This is a genomic window from Turicibacter sp. H121, assembly GCF_001543345.1.
In the GTDB taxonomy this organism is placed as follows: domain Bacteria; phylum Bacillota_I; class Bacilli_A; order MOL361; family Turicibacteraceae; genus Turicibacter; species Turicibacter bilis.
The window spans coordinates 1,912,563-1,932,541 of record NZ_CP013476.1 but is presented as its reverse complement, the minus strand read 5'-3'; the positions used below and the strand labels follow the sequence as shown (position 1 = coordinate 1,932,541).

At 33.4% G+C, this 19,979-nt stretch carries 18 protein-coding genes; 6 read left to right on the top strand and 12 right to left on the bottom strand.

All coding sequences use genetic code 11. The features are described 5' to 3' along the window. Positions 1-61: 61 nt before the first annotated feature. The 8 genes from AT726_RS13240 to AT726_RS09230 form a co-directional block, all read right to left on the bottom strand. Positions 62-577, bottom strand: coding sequence for a hypothetical protein (locus AT726_RS13240; protein WP_237297066.1), 516 nt, complete (start codon positions 575-577; stop codon positions 62-64). A 17-nt stretch (positions 578-594) separates the two neighbouring features. Further along, positions 595-885, bottom strand: a complete 291-nt coding sequence (locus AT726_RS13235) for a PHP domain-containing protein (protein WP_237297065.1) — start codon at positions 883-885, stop codon at positions 595-597. A 117-nt stretch (positions 886-1,002) separates the two neighbouring features. Further along, positions 1,003-2,340: an ABC transporter substrate-binding protein gene (locus AT726_RS09255; RefSeq protein WP_055275622.1), complete on the bottom strand. Its 1,338-nt coding sequence runs from the start codon at positions 2,338-2,340 to the stop codon at positions 1,003-1,005. A 256-nt stretch (positions 2,341-2,596) separates the two neighbouring features. After that, the gene (locus tag AT726_RS09250; protein ID WP_055275621.1) at positions 2,597-3,154 is read right to left on the bottom strand and encodes an NUDIX hydrolase; all 558 of its coding nucleotides are present in this window, start codon (positions 3,152-3,154) and stop codon (positions 2,597-2,599) included. A gap of 1 nt (position 3,155) precedes the next feature. After that, a complete protein-coding gene (locus AT726_RS09245; RefSeq protein WP_055275619.1) occupies positions 3,156-3,644 on the bottom strand; it encodes a hypothetical protein in 489 nt (162 codons plus the stop codon). Then, a complete protein-coding gene (locus AT726_RS09240) occupies positions 3,631-5,526 on the bottom strand; it encodes a DEAD/DEAH box helicase (protein WP_068759450.1) in 1,896 nt (631 codons plus the stop codon). Before AT726_RS09240 ends, AT726_RS09245 begins: the two co-directional genes overlap by 14 nt. 87 nt (positions 5,527-5,613) lie before the next feature. Beyond that, the gene (locus AT726_RS09235) at positions 5,614-7,065 is read right to left on the bottom strand and encodes a SulP family inorganic anion transporter (RefSeq protein ID WP_068759449.1); all 1,452 of its coding nucleotides are present in this window, start codon (positions 7,063-7,065) and stop codon (positions 5,614-5,616) included. A gap of 93 nt (positions 7,066-7,158) precedes the next feature. Then, positions 7,159-7,575 carry a GNAT family N-acetyltransferase gene (locus AT726_RS09230; protein WP_068759448.1) on the bottom strand — a complete coding sequence of 139 codons (417 nt, stop codon included), beginning with the start codon at positions 7,573-7,575 and terminating at the stop codon, positions 7,159-7,161. 190 nt (positions 7,576-7,765) lie between these two features. On the opposite strand from AT726_RS09230, the gene AT726_RS09225 reads away from it, so the two are divergent. Beyond that, positions 7,766-8,368: a class I SAM-dependent methyltransferase gene (locus AT726_RS09225; RefSeq protein WP_055275613.1), complete on the top strand. Its 603-nt coding sequence runs from the start codon at positions 7,766-7,768 to the stop codon at positions 8,366-8,368. 445 nt (positions 8,369-8,813) lie between these two features. Here the strand turns inward: AT726_RS09225 and AT726_RS09220 are convergent, their stop codons facing one another. Beyond that, positions 8,814-9,101: an HNH endonuclease gene (locus AT726_RS09220; RefSeq protein ID WP_055275611.1), complete on the bottom strand. Its 288-nt coding sequence runs from the start codon at positions 9,099-9,101 to the stop codon at positions 8,814-8,816. 170 nt (positions 9,102-9,271) lie between these two features. On the opposite strand from AT726_RS09220, the gene AT726_RS09215 reads away from it, so the two are divergent. The 5 genes from AT726_RS09215 to AT726_RS09195 are packed head-to-tail and all read left to right on the top strand — an operon-like array spanning position 9,272 to position 12,966. Further along, positions 9,272-9,781, top strand: coding sequence for an RNA polymerase sigma factor (locus AT726_RS09215; RefSeq protein WP_237297064.1), 510 nt, complete (start codon positions 9,272-9,274; stop codon positions 9,779-9,781). Beyond that, positions 9,774-10,652 carry a DUF3298 and DUF4163 domain-containing protein gene (locus AT726_RS09210; protein ID WP_055243316.1) on the top strand — a complete coding sequence of 293 codons (879 nt, stop codon included), beginning with the start codon at positions 9,774-9,776 and terminating at the stop codon, positions 10,650-10,652. The genes AT726_RS09215 and AT726_RS09210 overlap by 8 nt, the downstream gene beginning before the upstream one ends. Continuing rightward, a complete protein-coding gene (locus tag AT726_RS09205) occupies positions 10,642-11,448 on the top strand; it encodes a DUF4300 family protein (protein WP_055304889.1) in 807 nt (268 codons plus the stop codon). The genes AT726_RS09210 and AT726_RS09205 overlap by 11 nt, the downstream gene beginning before the upstream one ends. 18 nt (positions 11,449-11,466) lie before the next feature. Next, the gene (locus AT726_RS09200) at positions 11,467-12,315 is read left to right on the top strand and encodes a polysaccharide deacetylase family protein (RefSeq protein WP_068759447.1); all 849 of its coding nucleotides are present in this window, start codon (positions 11,467-11,469) and stop codon (positions 12,313-12,315) included. 12 nt (positions 12,316-12,327) lie between these two features. Beyond that, positions 12,328-12,966, top strand: coding sequence for a hypothetical protein (locus AT726_RS09195; RefSeq protein ID WP_068759446.1), 639 nt, complete (start codon positions 12,328-12,330; stop codon positions 12,964-12,966). Between the two features lie 111 nt (positions 12,967-13,077). Here the strand turns inward: AT726_RS09195 and AT726_RS09190 are convergent, their stop codons facing one another. The 3 genes from AT726_RS09190 to AT726_RS09180 form a co-directional block, all read right to left on the bottom strand. After that, entirely contained in the window at positions 13,078-15,507 is a 2,430-nt protein-coding gene (locus tag AT726_RS09190) for a glycogen/starch/alpha-glucan phosphorylase (RefSeq protein WP_068759781.1), read from the bottom strand. 850 nt (positions 15,508-16,357) lie between these two features. Beyond that, positions 16,358-18,805, bottom strand: a complete 2,448-nt coding sequence (locus AT726_RS09185; protein ID WP_068759445.1) for a glycogen/starch synthase — start codon at positions 18,803-18,805, stop codon at positions 16,358-16,360. After that, a complete protein-coding gene (locus AT726_RS09180) occupies positions 18,805-19,968 on the bottom strand; it encodes a glucose-1-phosphate adenylyltransferase (RefSeq protein WP_055275601.1) in 1,164 nt (387 codons plus the stop codon). Before AT726_RS09180 ends, AT726_RS09185 begins: the two co-directional genes overlap by 1 nt. Positions 19,969-19,979 lie beyond the last annotated feature (11 nt).

Sequence of the window (19,979 nt, the reverse complement as noted above, 5' to 3'; positions counted from 1 at the left end):
ACACACCTTGAGGTACCGGTTACACACTAAAAAAGCGAAGTTCAACTTCGCTTTTTTAGAATTAAAATTTAAGTTTTAATTCTGTTTCATCTTTTTTAATGCATCCCATGATATACTCGTTTTCTTTTTTACTCATCTCTCCATGACAGTCACACCCAACCGTAATCATCAAATCATGCTCTTCACAGAAATTCACACAACAAGCCGTTAATTCCTCACTATGAATCGGATAGTAACATTCAATCCCATCAATCTCACTTGCTAATAACTTCTCAAAATCAGTAATAACCTCTTCCATCGTACTATTACGATAATACTTACCTGGATGTGCTAGAACTGCTTTTCCTCCACATATATGAATGTGTTTAATCGCTTCTTCTACCGTTGGGAAGTCATAGTTACTATAAAAAACTTCATAATCACGATAAATTTTTAATCCATCCATCACATTTTCAGTAAATCCACGATCATGTAAATAATGAATACCTTTAAATCCTCCTAAACGGCGATCATATGTATAACCTTCATAATCAGCTAATGAAATATGATCATATTCTTTTTCCATAATCTTAATCAAATCAACACCCATTTGATCTAATTGATGACGTGATTTTTAATAATAGCAGCAAATTCTTCATTTACTTTAAAATCATAGGCTAATAAATGTACTGATCGTTCCCCAAATACACAATCTAACTCAACACCAAGTACATATTTCATGCCAAGTTGTTGACAAGCTACCTCAAACTCTTCGTGCGCTTCAATCGTATTATGATCTGTAATCGAAATAAATCCCAATCCTTTTTGCTTCGCTAATTCAACCACTTCACATGGAGAAAATGATCCATCTGAATAATAAGAATGCATATGTAAATCCACTAACATAACATCTAACTCCTCATCTATTTACTTTTTAATATTATAACAAAGTTCGACAAAAAACAAAATGGTATTAATCAAAATAAAAAAGAGATAGTCATCAAGACTATCCCAATTAAAAGATTATTTTAAATTTAATGATCTTAAAGCCTCTTCTACTGCTTTTGCTGGTTCCATACCATTTAATACAACATTTTCAACTGCAACCCCAGCAGCTGTACGTACATTGTATGATGTGAAGTCATCATTTGTGAAAACAACATCATAGAAGTAGTAGTCTGATTGTGCAGGTCCAGCTTCTTTTGTCATATCTCCTGACTCAACAATGTAGTTTTGATATTCTTCTGAGTCAACAACTGTTTGACGAATTGGTAAATATCCTGTATTCATTGTCCAGTAAAGGTTAGCATCGTATGTTCCTAAGAATTTTGCAAATTCATAAGCAGCATATACTTGCTCATCTGTTGTATTCCCTTGTTTCATAACAACAACGTTTGTTCCTTGTTGGATAACTGCCTTAGTATCTTCACTTTGTTGTGGAATTGGAGCAGCTGACCACTCAAATGCATTCTCAGACTCTGCTAATCCGTTGATTACATGTGAAGCCCCTGAAGTTGAACCAACAAACATTTGAACTAAACCACTTGTAAATGGCCCAGACATGTATTTATCTTCACCTGGTAAACGCCAGTATCCAGCATCAGTATTACGTTTAATCATTTCTAACATTTCAACAGCTGCATCAGATTCACCGAATAATACTTCACCTTTAGATGTTGTATATTCTCCACCGAACTGTTTAACTAATGTAATAAAAGCATTTTCCGCTGAATCGAATCCGAATGAAGGTTTTCCAGTAATTTCTGTGATTTGTTTAGAAACTTCCTCCATTTCTGCCCAAGTTGTTGGCACTGTTAAATTGTGCTCTTCAAAGAATGTTTTATTGTAGTATAAAACTTCTGTTGATTTATTAAATGGTAAAGAGTAAAATTTGTTCCCTTCGTATTGGCTATTTTCTTTACGATATGCTTCAGCGATATCATCAAAGTTTTCAATCCCTACTTCTTCATGGAAAATATAATTATCTAATTCAACAACCGCTCCAGATTGTAAATACTCTGCTACCCAATCAGGATATGCTTGAGAAATAGCTGGTGCTGTTTTTGCTTTAATTGCCGCTGTTACCTTTGATTTTAAGTCATTATAAGCCCCTTGATAAATAGGCTTAACTGTGATTCCTTTTTCTTGACCAACTGTCGCATTGAAATCTTCAACTAATTGATTAACTGCTGCTTCGTTTGGTCCTGACATAGCATGCCAGAATTCGATTTCAACTGGATTTTCAATTGAAGTCACTAAATCTTTGTTTTCTTGTTCTTTTTGATTTTCATTTCCATTTGAACAAGCTACCATTGATGATAGTCCAAATAATACTGCACATGATGCTGCTAATTTTTTCACTTTCATGCCCTCCTATTCAATATGGCCATTGAATTTTTCCACTAAAATCTTATCCCTAAATTTGGATAATTTCAGTCCTTTTTACTTACGAAAGCATTATATCCAAATTCTATACAAAAATCAACATTTTCACCATTATTTTTACATAGAACACAAAAAGAACATTTTTGAAAACAAAACTAACCCTTTACATAAATAAAAAAAGTCTCAGAAAAACATGTTTTCTAAGACTTTTTGTTTATATTTTACAACTGTTTTATAGAACTGTTGCACGTTGTAGTAACTTTTGATAAATAGGGATCATTTGTGGTTCCTGACAGTATGTTTCAATTTCATTAATTGGAATCCAACCGACGTTACTATTCTCATCTTCTTTAATACGTAATACATCTTCCTCACTTCCAACTAATAAATAAGAAACATTTAAATGTTGATGAGAACTCACGTATTTCCCTTTCTTCATATGACCCCAAACCGGTAAAATATCTAATGACATGATTTCTGCACTTAATGGACGAATATTTACAACCCCTGTTTCCTCTTTCGCTTCTTTTATTGCCACTGCTAATAAATCTGCCTCACCATCAGCATGCCCACCTGTCCAAGCCCAACTATTATATAAATTATGATAAATCATTAAAACTTTGTCTCTTGCCTCATTTAAAATAAATCCTGAACTTGTTAGATGTGCAAATGCATTTTCTCTTGTTAAAATATTATGCTCGAATAATTTGATATAATTTAATATCACTTTTTGATCCTGTACTTCTTGCTCATTCATCGGAACATATGATTGAATCTGCTTTTTAAACATCTTATTCACTCCTTAATCGAATGGTCATAAATTCATCTAATGCTAATTCAGATAAATCACCTAAAATTCCACCCTTTTTATAAACCATTAAACCTAATTGTTGAAACATCTCATTTAGTTCCGCTACTAATTTATCACTGCGGCGCTTATAACCTAATTGCTTTAAAAGAGTGCGTAGCTTGATTTTCACATAGTCAGCCTCAGTATATTGCATCCTAAGTTTCATAACTTTCAAATAGTGCGCCATATCTTTTTCAAAGTGACAACTAATTAGATTTTTTTTCATTTGTGATTGTAATTCATCAATCTCTTTCATCACTTGAACGTCTAATTGTTCTAATTGCTCATCAACGTTTAACATAAACTCATTCAAAGATCCTTCATATTGTAAATCCCGATATAATTCACTAATGATTTGTCGTTCTCTTATATATGAAACGTCAATAACAGATAAAAATGTTGCAATATCATAGACATTAACTAACTCCATGCGTCTCTCCTTCCACTAATTTTCTCAATTCAATATTTAGTTGTCGCATAAAAAATACTTTTTTATGAAAATAAATAGAGAATAAAGACTCTGGGCTATTCCACAACTGGTCGATATAAGCACGTTGCTCTGAACGCGTCAAATGCTCGTCAATAATAGTTTGAGCCACCTTCGATAAATCCACACGCTCACGATCTAATTGTTCAAATGGAATAAATGGTGGGGCTTCTTGATGAACACTAAAATATTGAAGCAAGGCTTTGATATCACGTTCATCATAGGCGGGAATGAGCTCACCTAAAAAGCAGCGTCGTGCACAAATATCACTCAACTTTTGTAATAAATGAGGGGAAGTAATCTCCCCTTTAATTTGATGATAATTAAAGAACTGTGGTAACTGTGCAATCAAATAATCGTAGCGACGCTTCGTACTATCGTATATTAAAATTTGATGACTCCGTTCAATCCCTCGATCAACAAGCGTAAAAGCATACATTCCTAATGGGATTCGTTTAATGAACGGAATCGACTCGAGTTGAGTTGTATCAATACTTGCATCTAATAAATGAATATATTCCTCTAATTTAGCAAATGAGATCTGCTCATAAATCTTTTCGACCCGATCACTCAACTCTCCTTCTCGTAACTCTTTCTGTTCATTCATCAATGTCTTTGCATTCACCCAATTAATCTTATCTTGCCAATCATCAATAAAGCTGACAATATAGGCTTCATTAGTTCCACCTGCTTTACTTCCGCGTAAAGCTCGACCAATCATTTGCGTCATTAATGTTGCTGAAGTCGTTGGACGGGTTAAAAAAACAGAACGAGTTTGAGGAAGGTCTACCCCTTCCGTTAAAATATTGACATTAATTAATATATTGATTTCCCCACATTGGTAAGACGTAATAACAGCCTCATTTTCTGCACTAAATTGTTTCATTTCCAAAATATCATCAGTTTCCCGGGAAATAATAACCCCACATTTCACACCTGATTTTTCAAATAATGACTTTAAGACTAAGGCATGGACTCGATTAATTGCAAAAACAATGGTTTGTCCATATTTTTTATAATCATATTGCCTCACAATCATAGCATTTCTAAGTTTATGCTTCGCCATTTTAATGGCAATCTCAGATGGAATCCAATCTTCAAGCTCTAACTTTTTTTGTTCTTCTTTCGTTAACTCTAAAACTAAATCTGTTTGACATTCTTCAAAATGAGGAAGCGATAAAATCCCTCGTTTAATTAAATCTGTTAAATCAATTTTATAGGCAATATCATCTGGAAACACTTCACTTAGATGACGGGCATCACTTCGGAAAGGGGTCGCCGTTAACCCAAGTAATTTCATATTCGGAACTTTACTCTGAAGATGATTTAAAATCTTCTCATAAGTTGGCGCACTCGCATGATGAGCTTCATCTACAATGATATACAATTCTTTTTCACCTTTTAACCAACGATCTAAACTCTTCACACGCTTAGCTAAGCTATCCTTACTGACAATTAATAAATCATCCGTACGTTCAATCATTTGAGTTGACTGATGAGTACCAGAAATAATTCGATAGTTAAATCCCCATCGATTAGTCATCACATCTGCATAAGCATTTAGCTCAAAAGTCTTAGCTGCCTGTTCTAATAAAAGTTGTCGATGTGCTAACCATAAAACTTTCTTCTTATTATTCAGTGCACCATTTAATAACCACCAACAAGCAGTTAATGTTTTTCCTCCACCTGTAGGAATCACTAATACCGATTTAAATGACTCGTGCTGATCTATTTCTTTTAATACCTCTAATGCCTCTACTTGATGTTCATATAACTGTTTTGGGTTATGCTTTAGTTTCACCCGAATTTCTCCTGCACCTATCATATTGCCTCATCCTTCATCTAAATTTAGCTTTATTATATCGAATTATCATGTTTTTTGACAAATTAAAAGAGCGGTTTACCGCTCTTTTTAATGTCCTGAGACTGTTTTCAATTCATCTGTTTTATTATGAAGTGCACATTTATCAACTAATGCTTTACAGCGTGGACTTAATCCGCTTAATGTTGCTTCAATACCATTTTTGTCTAAGCGAAGCATAACTTTATCAATAGCATCAACTGCTGACTCATCCCAAAGACGAGCATTTGTAAAATCAATCGTTATTGTCTTGTCTTCATCTTGATAATCAAAAGCAGCGATAAAGTCGGAAGCAGAGGCAAATGATAATTGTCCACTAACCATATAAGTATGATCCACTTTAATTACTTGTACTTTTGAACTTTTGATTCCTAAGAAAATAGCACTTAATAACGTTCCTGCAACAACTCCATAAGCTAAGTTATGTGTCATTACCACAATCCCTACTGTTGTTAACATCACTACATTGTCGGTTAATGGAACTTTATGCATTCGCTTGAACGATTGCCAATTAATCGTGGTCAATGAAACAACCACCATCACTGCCGCTAGTGAAACAACAGGAACTTTAATGACAAATCGACTAAATAAAATCATTGAGCCTAGCATTAATGATCCTGCAACTGCACTCGCTAAACGCCCGCGTCCACCATAATTCAAGTTCACCATTGATTGACCAATCATACCACAACCAGCAATCCCACCAAAGAATCCTGACACTACATTAGCAAGTCCTTGTGCCACTGTTTCTTTATTTTTATGACTCGACGTTTCAGTGATTTCATCAATTAACTGCGCTGTTAATAATGACTCCACAATCCCTACAATCGATAACGAAATCGCATAGGGAAAAATAATTGATAACGTCTCTAAATTAAATGGCACATTAGGGATCATGAACTGCGGTAATTCACTTGTTAATCGTCCCATATCTCCTAACGTTTTAATATCTATTTTAAATGCAAGCACAATTGTTGTAACAACTGTAATTGCCACAATTGGAGATGGAATTTTCTTTGTTACTTTAGGGAATAGATAAATAATCGCAATTCCAATTGCACCTAGTAGCAATAAGATAGAATTTCCTTGGAAATGTTCTAACTGCGAAATAAACATCATCATTCCAAGTGAATTCACAAATCCATGCATCACTGGTTTAGGAATAAACTTTAGTAAATTCCCGATTTTTAAATATCCAAAAATAACTTGTAAAATCCCCGTTAAAATAGTTGCTGCAAACATATATTCAATCCCATAATCACGAACTAAATTTGCTAAAACTAATGCCATGGCTCCCGCTGCAGCTGAGATTAACCCTGGACGACCTCCAAAAATAGCCGTAATCATCGTCATGCAAAACGTTGCATACACCCCAACCATCGGGTCAACACCTGCTACAATCATAAAACCCATCACTTCTGGGATTAACGCCATAAACACAACAATTCCTGCTAAAATATCACCTTTTGTGTTCCCTAACCACTCTTGCCTTAAATCTTTCATCGATAACCTCACTTTTATAAAAATGACATACAGCTTTCTATTATATAAAAGATATTCATCAAACGTCAATGTCATCCTAAAAAAGAGTAACATTTAGTCACTCTTTTGAATTTGATTAAACTTGTCTTTTGTTAATCTTAACAATATTCCAACTTCAGTTTTATCTACCTTTTCAAAACCATAACTCATAAGGACGCGAATCCCACGTTCATTTATGACCTCATCGATCATGACTTCGCCACCAACCTCATTAAAATAATAATCAAGCATTAAATCCATTGTGGCTTTAGCATATCCTCTCCCTCGATAACGAGCTTGTATCTTAATATTAAACAAGGCACTTTTTTCATTTTCATCATAACAATGAAAACTAATCTCACCAATTGGCCTCTGATTTTCGTTATAAACCAAACAATAGACATTACAGCCATCACCTGGTTTCACCATACGTTCATACCAACTTTGATGACGCTCGAGTGCAAATTCAATAATCCCACCAACATCACGCATCGTCTCTTCATCTGCTCAAAGCTTTTTGACATAGCCTAACTCCTCAAAGCTAGGGCTTTTAATCTGAACTCTATTATTAGACTTATTCAATTAAATCTCTCCTTTTTATGAGTTATCCACACATATTCTCTTGAAACTTTTTGGATAAACTCATACAATTAAATCATCACAATAAACGAGGATAAATGAAATGAATGAAAAAGATTATGAAACGTTATTAAATATTGAAACAGGTGGTGTTGATAAATATCATACCTCTCATCTTTATCACAGATATGAACCAACCCCTTATGAGATGCTAAATTATTTATTTGAACAATATCAGCTCAAATCAACCGACCATGTCGTTGATTACGGGTGTGGAAAAGGACGTTTAAACTTCTATATCCAACATTATTTTCATGCGCATGTCATAGGAATAGAATTAAACGAAACCTTTTATGAGGATGCAATGCGAAATAAAGATAACTATCTAAAAAAACATCGTCGCCCAAAAGATTGCATTGATTTTTATTGCTGTTTAGCTGAAGACTACCTCATTCAACCAACAGATAACAAATTCTATTTCTTTAATCCATTCTCCATTCAAATTTTTAGAAAGATCGTGGAGAATATTTTAATCTCACTAGAAAATACGCCTCGAGAAGTTGAACTAATTCTTTATTATGCTTCAGATGAATATCAATACTTCCTTGAACATCGTACCGCATTTACACTGAAACAAGAAATCACTTTACCTAACTACAAACGTGATCATCGAGAACGCTTCTTAATTTATCAACTATCATACTAAAGACTGCAAAGCTTCGCAGTCTTTTTTTTATAGCTGATGGTGTTAACACCTATGTTAAGTGATTATACACTCGTTCAAATCTATCTATTCATCACCAGTATGTACTCGTCTAGGAGCACAATTTAAAACGAAACTATCTAAATTAAGATTTTATCCTTAACATTCCATACTCACTTGGCTCCTAAACCGCTACCTCCTTCATTGCTTTACCTATTAGAACTTTTATAAACTGAATGACCGCACTCTAGAAAAAAATGAATGAGATTTATACTTCCACGATACATCCCCCTAACATATAGTTCATATTTTGCAATACTAACCTTGAAACAAACTCTTCTTTTTACAACACCATCAGACTAAAAACTGAAATATGAAATTCAACTTTTTAATCTTCGCTCTTTTAATGGCTTATAGATACTATCTTATTCCCTTAATAAATTATCAATTATTTACACTTTCTATCTCTAGACTTGGCAATAGATATCCGTTTTGATACAGGTTGCTTCTTTATAAATCGAATAAACTTTTTTAATTTTTCGTCGCTTTTTAACGCTTCAATAGAAAATAATCGAAGTGCTAACTCTTGATTTGAATACGAAGCATGGATTTGCCGATGACAATCTGAACAAATCATGACAATATCTTTTTCTGTTCCACCTTCTTCTCTTGGAATTAAATGATGTTTGGTTAATTTGATATCACTACGTTCGCATAATTCACAGCGTTTTTCCATTAATACCGCTCCTTTAAGCATTATTTTTGCTTTAATTACATAAAATAAGCTAAAAAAGAACATTTTTTTTATTTTATTTAAACTTTTTTAGGCAAATATACGTCTAATAAATGGAGGACTGTTAAAGATAACTAAATTAACAGGATGAGGTTGGAAGGAGATTCACAGTTGTGTTCAAAATAAATAACAAGGAAGATATTTATGAACAGCTTGTTACGTTTGTAACAACAAATCAAGAGCACTTTTATCGATTTGCATATAGTTATACGCGTGAAGAACAAGCAGCCCTTGATGTTGTTCAAAATGCTATCTATAAAGCTTTAACTAAATATCAATCTTTAAGAGATATTCAATTTCTTAAAACATGGTTTTATCGCATTCTCGTTAATGAAAGTCTGACTTATCTTCGAACGAATAAGCAACTACTCACTTTTTCATCAGAAATTGAACAGATTCCACACTCTGATTTATACAACTTGGATGAATTAAATTTATACCAAGAAGTCAATAAATTACCCGATAAACTAAAAACAATTATCATTTTAAGGTTTTATGAAGAAATGACTCTTGAAGAAATCTCAACTATTACAAATACTAACTTAAGTACGGTTAAATCAAGACTTTACCAAGCATTAAAACTATTAAAACTCAATTATAAGGAGATTAACCCTTATGAATAAGCTTAAAAATACGAAAAAAATATATGACCAGATTGAAGTTCCTGATAACTTAAGTGAAATCATCCAACAAACCGTTAATGAAACTTCTCCACCTCGATCAACAAGACATTTCTTTAAACTTCTTGTTCCTCTAACCCTTGCAATGACTACTGTCTTTGTGATTCTTTTAAACACCTCCCCTGTGTTAGCTAGCAACTTATCAGATATTCCACTCTTAACTCAGATTGTTAAAGTCTTAACCTTTAGAAACTATCAAACAATGGATGAGATGAAAAATATTTATGTTAGGATCCCTGTGCTTGAAAATACAGGAAATAATGAACTCGAAGATCGAATCAATTATGAAATAAAAAAACAAATTGATTTCAGCGTCTCTAAATCAGAACAGTTAGCTAAAGAACTTTATGATACTTACATTCAAGCAGGATACAAGCCGTCTCAAATCGAACCATTATTAGTTGAGGTTGACTATCAAACAACGTTCTATAATGATCGATATTTATCATTTATCATTAAAAAGTATGAGAATATTCCTTACTCTACAGTTGATAAAGAACAATACTACTACAACGTTGATTTACAAACTGGAGGTCACATCACACTTCGGACATTATTTGGTCCTGATTATTTAACAAAAGTAGGAACTGAAATCTATAAACAAATTGAATCTAAAAAGAAAGAAGATGAAAATATGCTCTTCTTTGATGAGATTAATATTTTTGAAGTTCTTGAAAATGAAGAAAAATTTTATATTAATGAACAAGGACAAGTTGTTATTTCTTTTGATCGTTATGAAATCGCCCCAGGATATATGGGCTATCCTGAATTCATCATCAATCTACCGATGGAGATGAACTTAAATGAAACGTAAACTAATAATCTTTTGGCTATTAACTCTTATTCTCATAGGGGGTTACCTTGTAAAAAAAGACACCTATACCTACTCTAATCTTGACGATCAACAATCAAAACAACTATTAGAAACTCTCATTCCCAAAACGATTCCTCAAAAGGATTTAACACTATTTTGGAATACTATTTCTGATTACAATAATATGATGAAGAAAGATCAACTCATTAAAACAAAGATGAGTACTTCTAAAATTGAGTATCCAGCTAAAGAGTTGATGGATACCTGGTATGAAAACAACTTACCTTATTATGATTTGGATTCTAAACTTTTGTCCTTTCGCCTATTTAATCATTATTTAAAACTTCAATCAGATTCAATATTTAACATCTCTAGTTTTGATTTAGATCTGATAGAAACTAATCCATATGCTACTTTATCTTCAGATCAATTCAAACTCTTTACAGCCCTTTATGCTCCTATTGAAGTCTCTGACAGTGATCAACAACAAATGATTAATGAAATTAAAAAGACTTGGAAAAGCCGAACACTATCTTTTCATCCACCTGAACAATTATCGTTAATCAATCTTTTCATATATGATAAAAGTCATAACCAAGTTTATATTGAACAATCAGGACTTTTATTTTATACAGCTACTGATTTATACTATTTAGAAAAATATGCCCCAATTTATCCATATCAATTAATTAAATTTAAAACCAAACAAGAGCTTATTCATTATCTTAAAAAATGCCTTCCAGTGAAGGAAGATCTAATTATATTAGAAAATAATGAACAATTAGACATACATTAAATGAAAGGGAGATTATTTATGGGAAACTATAATCGAAACTACTACTCAACTAAAAAGCAACCATCACCATTATTTTATATCGTATTTAGTTTGGTAATCGTTGCGATCATTGTAGGAGGACTTTTTGCCAACCTCTCGCAACAACGCAGACATTTAACTTACAATGAACAGCCTGTTGAACAATTAACATTTGAAAAAACAACACCAATTAAACGCTGGCATAATCAAGAAGCTAAATTTGTCTATTTAACATTTGATGATGGGCCATCTAATAACGCTTCAAAAATAATGGATCTTTTAGACCAGTATAATGTTAAAGGAACATTCTTTGTGTTAGGAACCTCTATAAGTAATAACGCTAACTCAAAAGAATTATTACAACGTATGAAGGACTCAGGTCATTACATTGGAATGCATACAATGACTCATAACTACAATCACTTATATGGTGAGAATGGACCTGCTAACTTTGTTGCTGAATTAAAAGAAGAGCAAGCTTTAATTGAAGAAATAACTGGTGGATTCAAAAGTGAATTATGTCGTGCACCTTATGGAACTGGAGGAGGCACTTTCAAACCTGAACATATTAAAGCTTTAAATGAAGCAGGATTTAAATGTTGGGATTGGGACGTTGATTCTCTTGATTGGAAATATACTGATGCCAACCAAGTCTTTGAAAATGTTCAACACTATACAGAGCTAAGAAAAGATGCAACCAACTTAGTTGTCTTATTCCATGAAAAAAATTCAACATTAGAAGCTTTACCACGTGTTATAGAATATTATCAAAGTCTAGGTTATGAATTTTTACCTTATAATCCAGAGCAACACTTTACTCGAAACTTCTTCCATAGTGACGAAATTTAGGAGGTACCCATCATGAAAAAAGTATTATCAATCGTTATTTTACTTGCTATTTTAGTGATTGGATTAACGGCTGCCTTTTCATATCAGGTTCCTGAAATAAGAACCTATACAGCCTTAAGTAATATTGATACAAAAATTGAACAAAATATTGAAGTAAATACTCAATCAATGGCAAAAAATTTAAATGAATTACAATTATCTGTACAGAACTTAATTACAATTGGCGAAACCTATACAGAAGAAACAGATGTAACAACTACCTTTGAACAATTCAATACAGCTTATCAAAATACTCAACTATTACAGTCACAATTAACAGACTTAATAAATATGGATTTAACCAATAAGTTAGAAAATACGACGTCAAAATTATCAGCTGAGCAAAAAAAATTAGCAGATGAAGCTATTGAATTAGAAACAACTCGTCTAAATGAATTATCACTTCTATATAAACAAATTGAAGCATTAAACTCAAAGCTAGCTAAAACAGAAGAAATGTTTTACACAAAAAAACCGAGTGATGCTATCCAATACTTCAATGCATTAAATCATGACTTCTCAACCATTGAGGAAACATATAAAGCTTATGCTGATGTCTCAACAAAATACTTTGCAGCCAAATCAAACTTATACGAATCAATTATTGGCTAAATCTATTTAGAGATACTCTCGTTTGAGGGTATCTCTTTTTAAATTCCTTAAAAAAAGATACTAATGAATCAAAAAAGCAACCCCCAAAAGGGTTGCTTCTATTAATATTTATTAAAACTTTAATTTTTCTAAATGCCAAATTTGATCTGCATACTCTTGAATGGTACGATCTGATGAGAATTTACCAGAACGTGCAATATTAATCATTGACATTTCAGTCCATTTTTTACGATTTTTATACGTTTGATTTGCAGCTTCTTGAGCACGAACATAAGCATCGAAATCTTTTAATACGAAGTATTCATCTCCATTATGTGTCACTGCATTAAAAATATCACGGAACTCTTCTGTATCTGGTGTTAAGAATCCATTCACTAATTGATCTAGCACACGACGAATGCGTGAGTCTGAGTTATAAAGATCCCATGGATTATAGCCACCATTTTGATAATAGTCATTTACTTCATCCGCACTTAAACCAAAGATAAAGCTATTGTCATCTCCAACTAATTCATGAATTTCAACGTTCGCCCCATCCATTGTTCCAATTGTGATAGCCCCATTCATCATGAACTTCATATTCCCTGTTCCTGAAGCCTCTTTTGAAGCTGTTGAAATTTGTTCCGATAAATCAGCTGCTGGCATAATTAACTCAGCATACGTCACATTATAGTTTTCGACGAAGACCACTTTTAATAAATCAGATGTCTCTGGATCGTTATTTACTTTTTCGGCAATTGAATTAATTAACTTAATAACTTTCTTTGCAAAATAATACCCTGAGGCTGCTTTTGCACCAAAGATAAATGATTGTGGATGGAAGTTTTCTTTAAATACTTCATCTTCTTTTAAACGATTATATAAATACATGATATGCATCGCATTTAATAGCTGACGCTTATACGCATGAAGACGCTTTACTTGAATGTCAAAAATAGAATTTGGATCTAATTTAACTCCTTGTTCACGTTCAATACGTTCTGCTAATGCTTTTTTACGTGCATATTTCATTTTCGTAATAGCTTCTCGAACTGCTTTATCTTTAACTTTTTTCTCTAACTTCGCTAGTTCAAATGTGTTTGTATGATATCCTGTTCCAATTTGCTTATCTAAAATATTTGTTAATTCTGGATTACAATGTAATAGCCAACGACGGTGTGTAATTCCATTTGTTTTATTATTGAATCGGTCTGGATACATATCATAGAAATCTTTCATTTCAATATGTGTCAAGATATCTGTATGTAATTGTGCTACCCCATTGATACTAAATGATCCAACAATTGCTAAGTGAGCCATACGAACTTGATCATAACCGATAATCGCTAACTCTGCAACCTTTTGTGGTTGATTTGGATAACGCTCTAATAATTGTAAACAATAACGGCGATTAATTTCTTCTGTAATCATATAGATACGTGGTAATAACGGTTGGAATAAACGAACTGGCCATTTTTCAAGCGCTTCAGCTAAAATCGTGTGGTTCGTGTAAGCACATGAATGTTGCGTAATCTCCCATGCTTCATCCCAACCATAACCTTCTTCATCAATTAAAATACGCATTAATTCAGGAACGATTAGCGCTGGGTGTGTATCGTTGATATGTAACACATTTTTTTCATGGAAATTATCAAGCGTTCCATAAGTCTCTTTGTGTTGACGAACTGCCCAACGTACCCCTGCTGCAACAAAGAAATATTGTTGTTTTAAACGCAAAATTTTTCCTTCCGTTGTTGAATCATCTGGATACAAGAACTCTGAGATATTACGAACACCTTTTTCATATTCAACGGCTGAAAGATGATCTGGATATTTATTTTCTGTTGGTTCTGATGACCATAAACGTAACGTATTCACCGTCTTATTTCCATTTGAAATGTCGCCTACAACAGGAACATCATAAGGTACGGCACGAACATACTCAGTTGGAACATGTTTATATACGTCTCTTCCATCAACATGCTCAACTGTCACCTGTCCATAGAATGGAACTTCAACTGATTCATTTGATTTACGAACTTCCCAAACATAGCCACGTTGTAACCATTTATCTGGAACCTCTACTTGATAACCATCAATGATTTTTTGTTCAAAGAAACCATATCGATAGCGAAGCCCATTCCCGTGACCAGGTAATCCTAATGAAGCAATGGAATCCATAAAGCAAGCTGCCAAACGTCCAAGTCCTCCATTACCAAGACCCGCATCAGCTTCAATACGTTCTAATTCATTTAATTCAATATTTAATTCATTCATCCCAGCTTCGATCACTGAGCGAATGCCTAAGTTCATAATATTATTAGTTAATAAACGTCCCATCAAAAATTCCATTGAGAAATAATAGACTTGTTTGTGTTTCCCCTCTACAATTGCCTCATTTGTCTCAATCCAATTTGATGAGATATACTCACGAACAAGTGTCCCAAGCGTGAAATATCGTTGATGTGGTGTACTTTCTTCGAATTTAACTCCATAAATTTGTTCCACACGTGTTTGAAACGCTTCTTTGAATACATCTTTATTAGCAAATACATTAGCCATGAGAAGATATCTCCCTTCCATATATGTAACACCCCTCCGACGTTACACATTTTTCCATTTCATAAGCTTATTATAGCAGATAATCATTGATATTAAAGCATTGTTTCCCATGTAACGCGTTCCTTTTGTAGATAAAAACAATGGATTTTTTACATTTTTTTCTCTGGATTTAACCATTATCTTCTTGATCTTCTGTTTTTTTGTCACCTTCATAAGGATTTAAAAAGACTTGCTCTGTGAAATATTGAACCGATACTTTAATATAACTTCTTTGGAAATATAAAATATCATCATCTCCAACAGAACACTTGCTTAAAAATAAGTTTATGTCAAAAGAACTCTGTTTGACCGCTTGCCTAAAATTAGTTGAATCAGAGTTCGCTGAAGAAATTTCACCAACTAAATTAACCCAATTTAAACTCGCTTGAATTAAACTTCATAAAGAGCTAGGAAATACAAGATGCAAATAGCATCTTGTATATTTTTCTTGTGATGGAATTCGTGTTGTGAAAAGTAGAGAGCTATAAAAATCTGTAACTTTTTTAAATTGCAAAAAATTCTACTACTTCTATATAATAATCGCTGATATTTTAAAAGTTTAACTTACACGGAGGTCATGTAAATAGTTGATCTATTTATGTATAGAAATAGCATTTAACGTTATCCCTATTGAGTCTCTATTAACTCTTTCAATAATCAAATAGAGATTGCCCTCTATTCAAAAAAGTATAGATTGAGTAAATCAGATACATGAGATTATTCCTTCATATAATCTCTTATTTTTTAATAACCTTTTTATCTCATTTATGATTAAAGACTATAAAAAAAGAACCAATGAAATTTTGGTTCTTTATTCTTCGTTTATTAAATTTCGATAGAGGTTAATATACTGTTCTGTTGAACTTTTCCAACTTAAATCTTGTGCCATTGCGCTTTGAACGAGCTTATTCCAATGTTCTGGCATGTGATAGAAATTAATCGCGCGCTTTAGTGTAAATAACATATCATGCGCATTATAATGGGCAAATCCAAATCCATTTCCATACTGAATAAATTCATTATATGGGATAATCGTGTCTTTTAACCCACCTGTTTCACGAACAACTGGTATCGTTCCATACTTCAAGGCAATCATCTGACTAATTCCACATGGTTCAAATCTCGATGGCATTAAAAACAGATCACTTCCTGCATAAATCATCTGTGAATTATAGGAATAAAAACCGATATTCACAGAAACTTTAGTTGGATATTTTTGTGCCATTGCTTTAAAGAAACTAGTGTACTTATAATCTCCATCACCTAACAATACAAATTGAACATTTTCACGCATGAGCTCTTCAAAAACTTTTAAAATTAAATCAAAGCCTTTTTGTTCAACCAAACGCGAAACCATTCCAATGACCGGTACATTCGGATCGACTCGGAGTCCAAGCTCGCGTTGCATTTGACATTTATTTTCTTTTTTGACCTCTACATTTTTGGCCGAGTAACGTTTATAAATACTCAAATCCGTTGCTGGATTATTATAATTATAATTAACTCCATTTAAAATGCCATGAAGATGATCTTTACGTGCGACAATAAAGCGATCCAAACCTTCAGCAAAGTATGGATAACAGATTTCATTACAGTATGTTTTAGAAACTGTTGTAACTTCATCACTGATGACAATTGCTGTCTTCATGAAGTTAACCTTTTCAAACAACATCACTTCATTTGGAATTGAATCAAACTGCGAGATAATTGCTAAATCTGATACATCACAAATTCCTTGATAATGAATGTTATGAATCGTAAAGACGGTTTTCGTAAACATAAAATAATTGCTTCGCTTCATAAACACATACTTCATAAAATAAGGAACTAATCCCGTCAACCAATCATGACAATGAACCACGTCATATTTCAATCCACATTTTTCAATAAAATCGAGGGTTAAATAACAATATAATTCATAGCGTCGACAATCATCACTATAGCCATATAGCTTCTCACACGTTAACTCTCCACAGGAGATGAAGTAATAATTAATCCCATCCTTTGAATAGCGGTACACATCATATGGCACTTCTAACTGATTAATCACCGCAACAGAACGGAATTCATGACTTAAATTTTCTTGATAACGTTCAGCTAAGGAATTAAGCAGCGGGAGAATCACATCAACATTTAATCCTTGATTAATTAACTCCTGCGTTAATTCGGATGTTACGTCAGCCAAGCCTCCTGTTTTATAGAAAGGAACGCATTCCGTTGAAATTTGAACGACATTAATCCCTTTATTTCCGATAACACGCTGTCCTTTTCCAATCACAACAGGTGTATACTCTTGTCCGCTTAACCTTGCGCCATCACTAATATAAACATGCTTATCTGTAATAACTTGTTCAACAATACTGTTTTCACCAATCACCGTTCCCGGTAAAATAACCGAATTCCTTACAATTGCCCCGCGCTTAATCGTTACATCACGAAATAGAATACAGTTTTCAACCTTCCCCTCAATATGACAGCCATTTGCGATCATTGAATTACTGACATCAGCCTGTTTCGTATAAAACGTTGGGGATTCATCCTTCGTTTTCGTTAAAACAGGACGTTCCAGTAAGAAGATTTGAAAGCCGTACTCATAGTGTAACATATCTAAATTCGCACGATAGTAAGATAAAATGGAATCTATTGTACGGGTATATAACGTATGTTGATATTGATTGATTTTAATTCCATCATTCATCTCAACTAAATCCATTACTGTTTGATATGGTGAAATTTCATGCCTTAAAATTAACTCAATCAAATACTCACGTGATAAAACAAAGATACTCACAGGTTTATTACGATAGTATACTTGCGTCACATCAGCTCCTGATTCAATATGAGATTTAACAAGCTCTTCAAATCGAATGGTGGTAATAATATTAGCATGATACATAACAACATACGTCTGTCTTGAACGTAGAAAATATTCAATATATTCTCTCATCCTCGCAAAAGTCAATGTATTCGCAATCGCACTCACCTCTTTTTTAGGCGGTAACAAGAAAAGACCATCAACCTTACGATCTAACCCCCAAAATTTTCCCGAACGAATATGATCACTTAATGAGTGATAATCACCATCTGGAAAAATAGAGACATTTGTAATTCCAGAATGCACAGCATTCGATAATGCAAAATCAACTAAACGATAACGACCAGCGAAGGGTAAAGCTGCGACACAGCGTTGATTTAATAAGTTTTGTAGTGATTGTGACGTATTCGTTCCATCAATCACACATAAAGCCTTATTCTTCATTATTCATCCCCCCTACCTTGATTCTCAAGAATTTCTTCCAAATTATCATTAGTCACTAATATAATATGATTTTCATCCCCTTGAATATCAGTATGAGCTGGAATAATAACGTCATCGCCAATAATGGCATAACTAATATGGCAATCATGGTCAATATAAGCCTTTGTTAAAATAACACTCTTTTCGACAATCGAACGTTCCTGAACCACGCAATGATGCCCAATAATCGAGTCATATATTTCACCAAAAATCATACTTCCTTCATTTAACCAAGCATTACGAACCTTTGCACCTTTTAAAATATGATGTGGAGGTAAATTTGGGGTTTTGGAAAAAATAGGCCAACTATAATCGTGTAAATTTAAGTCATTATCAGGATCTAATAAATCCATATGTGCTTTCCAATAACCTTCAACTGTTCCAACATCGCGCCAATACCCCTCATACTCGTAAGCATACACTGCACAATCAGTTTCAATAAAATGGGGAATTACATCTTGAGCAAAATCAACTCCATCATAAAGGTGCTTATAGTATTTATGAACGATATCTTCTTTAAATCTTTGCCAGCTAAACACATATACTCCCATAGAAGCTAAGCGGCTATCCGTTTGCTTTGGCTTTTCTTCAAAGTCAATCACATGATTTTGATCATCCACCTTTAACATACCAAATCTATTTGTATCTTCTTCTGGTACACGAATGGCTGAAATCGTTAATTCAGAATTTTTCTCAATATGATAATCGATTAATTTTCGATAATCCATCTTATAAATATGATCAGCAGATAACACTAATAAATAGTCCGGATTATACTGCTCAACAAATGGCAGATTTAAAATAACTGCTTCTGCTGTTCCACCTTGCCATAAAAAGCCGTAATCACGAGAGGTATAAGGCCCCATCACCGAGACAGAGGCCCCATGTACATCTAAATCCCATGAACTACCTTCTCCAATATAACTATTTAACTCTAATGGTTCGTACTGTGTTAAAACCCCTACTTGATCAATCCCTGAATTCGTACAATTACTTAATACAAAATCAATTAAGCGATACTTTCCTGCAAATGAAACAGCAGGTTTGGGACGATGAATGGTTAATTCTTTTAAGCGAGTTCCTTTTCCTCCCGCTAATATCATAGCAACAACGTTAACAGCCATCCCTCATCCCC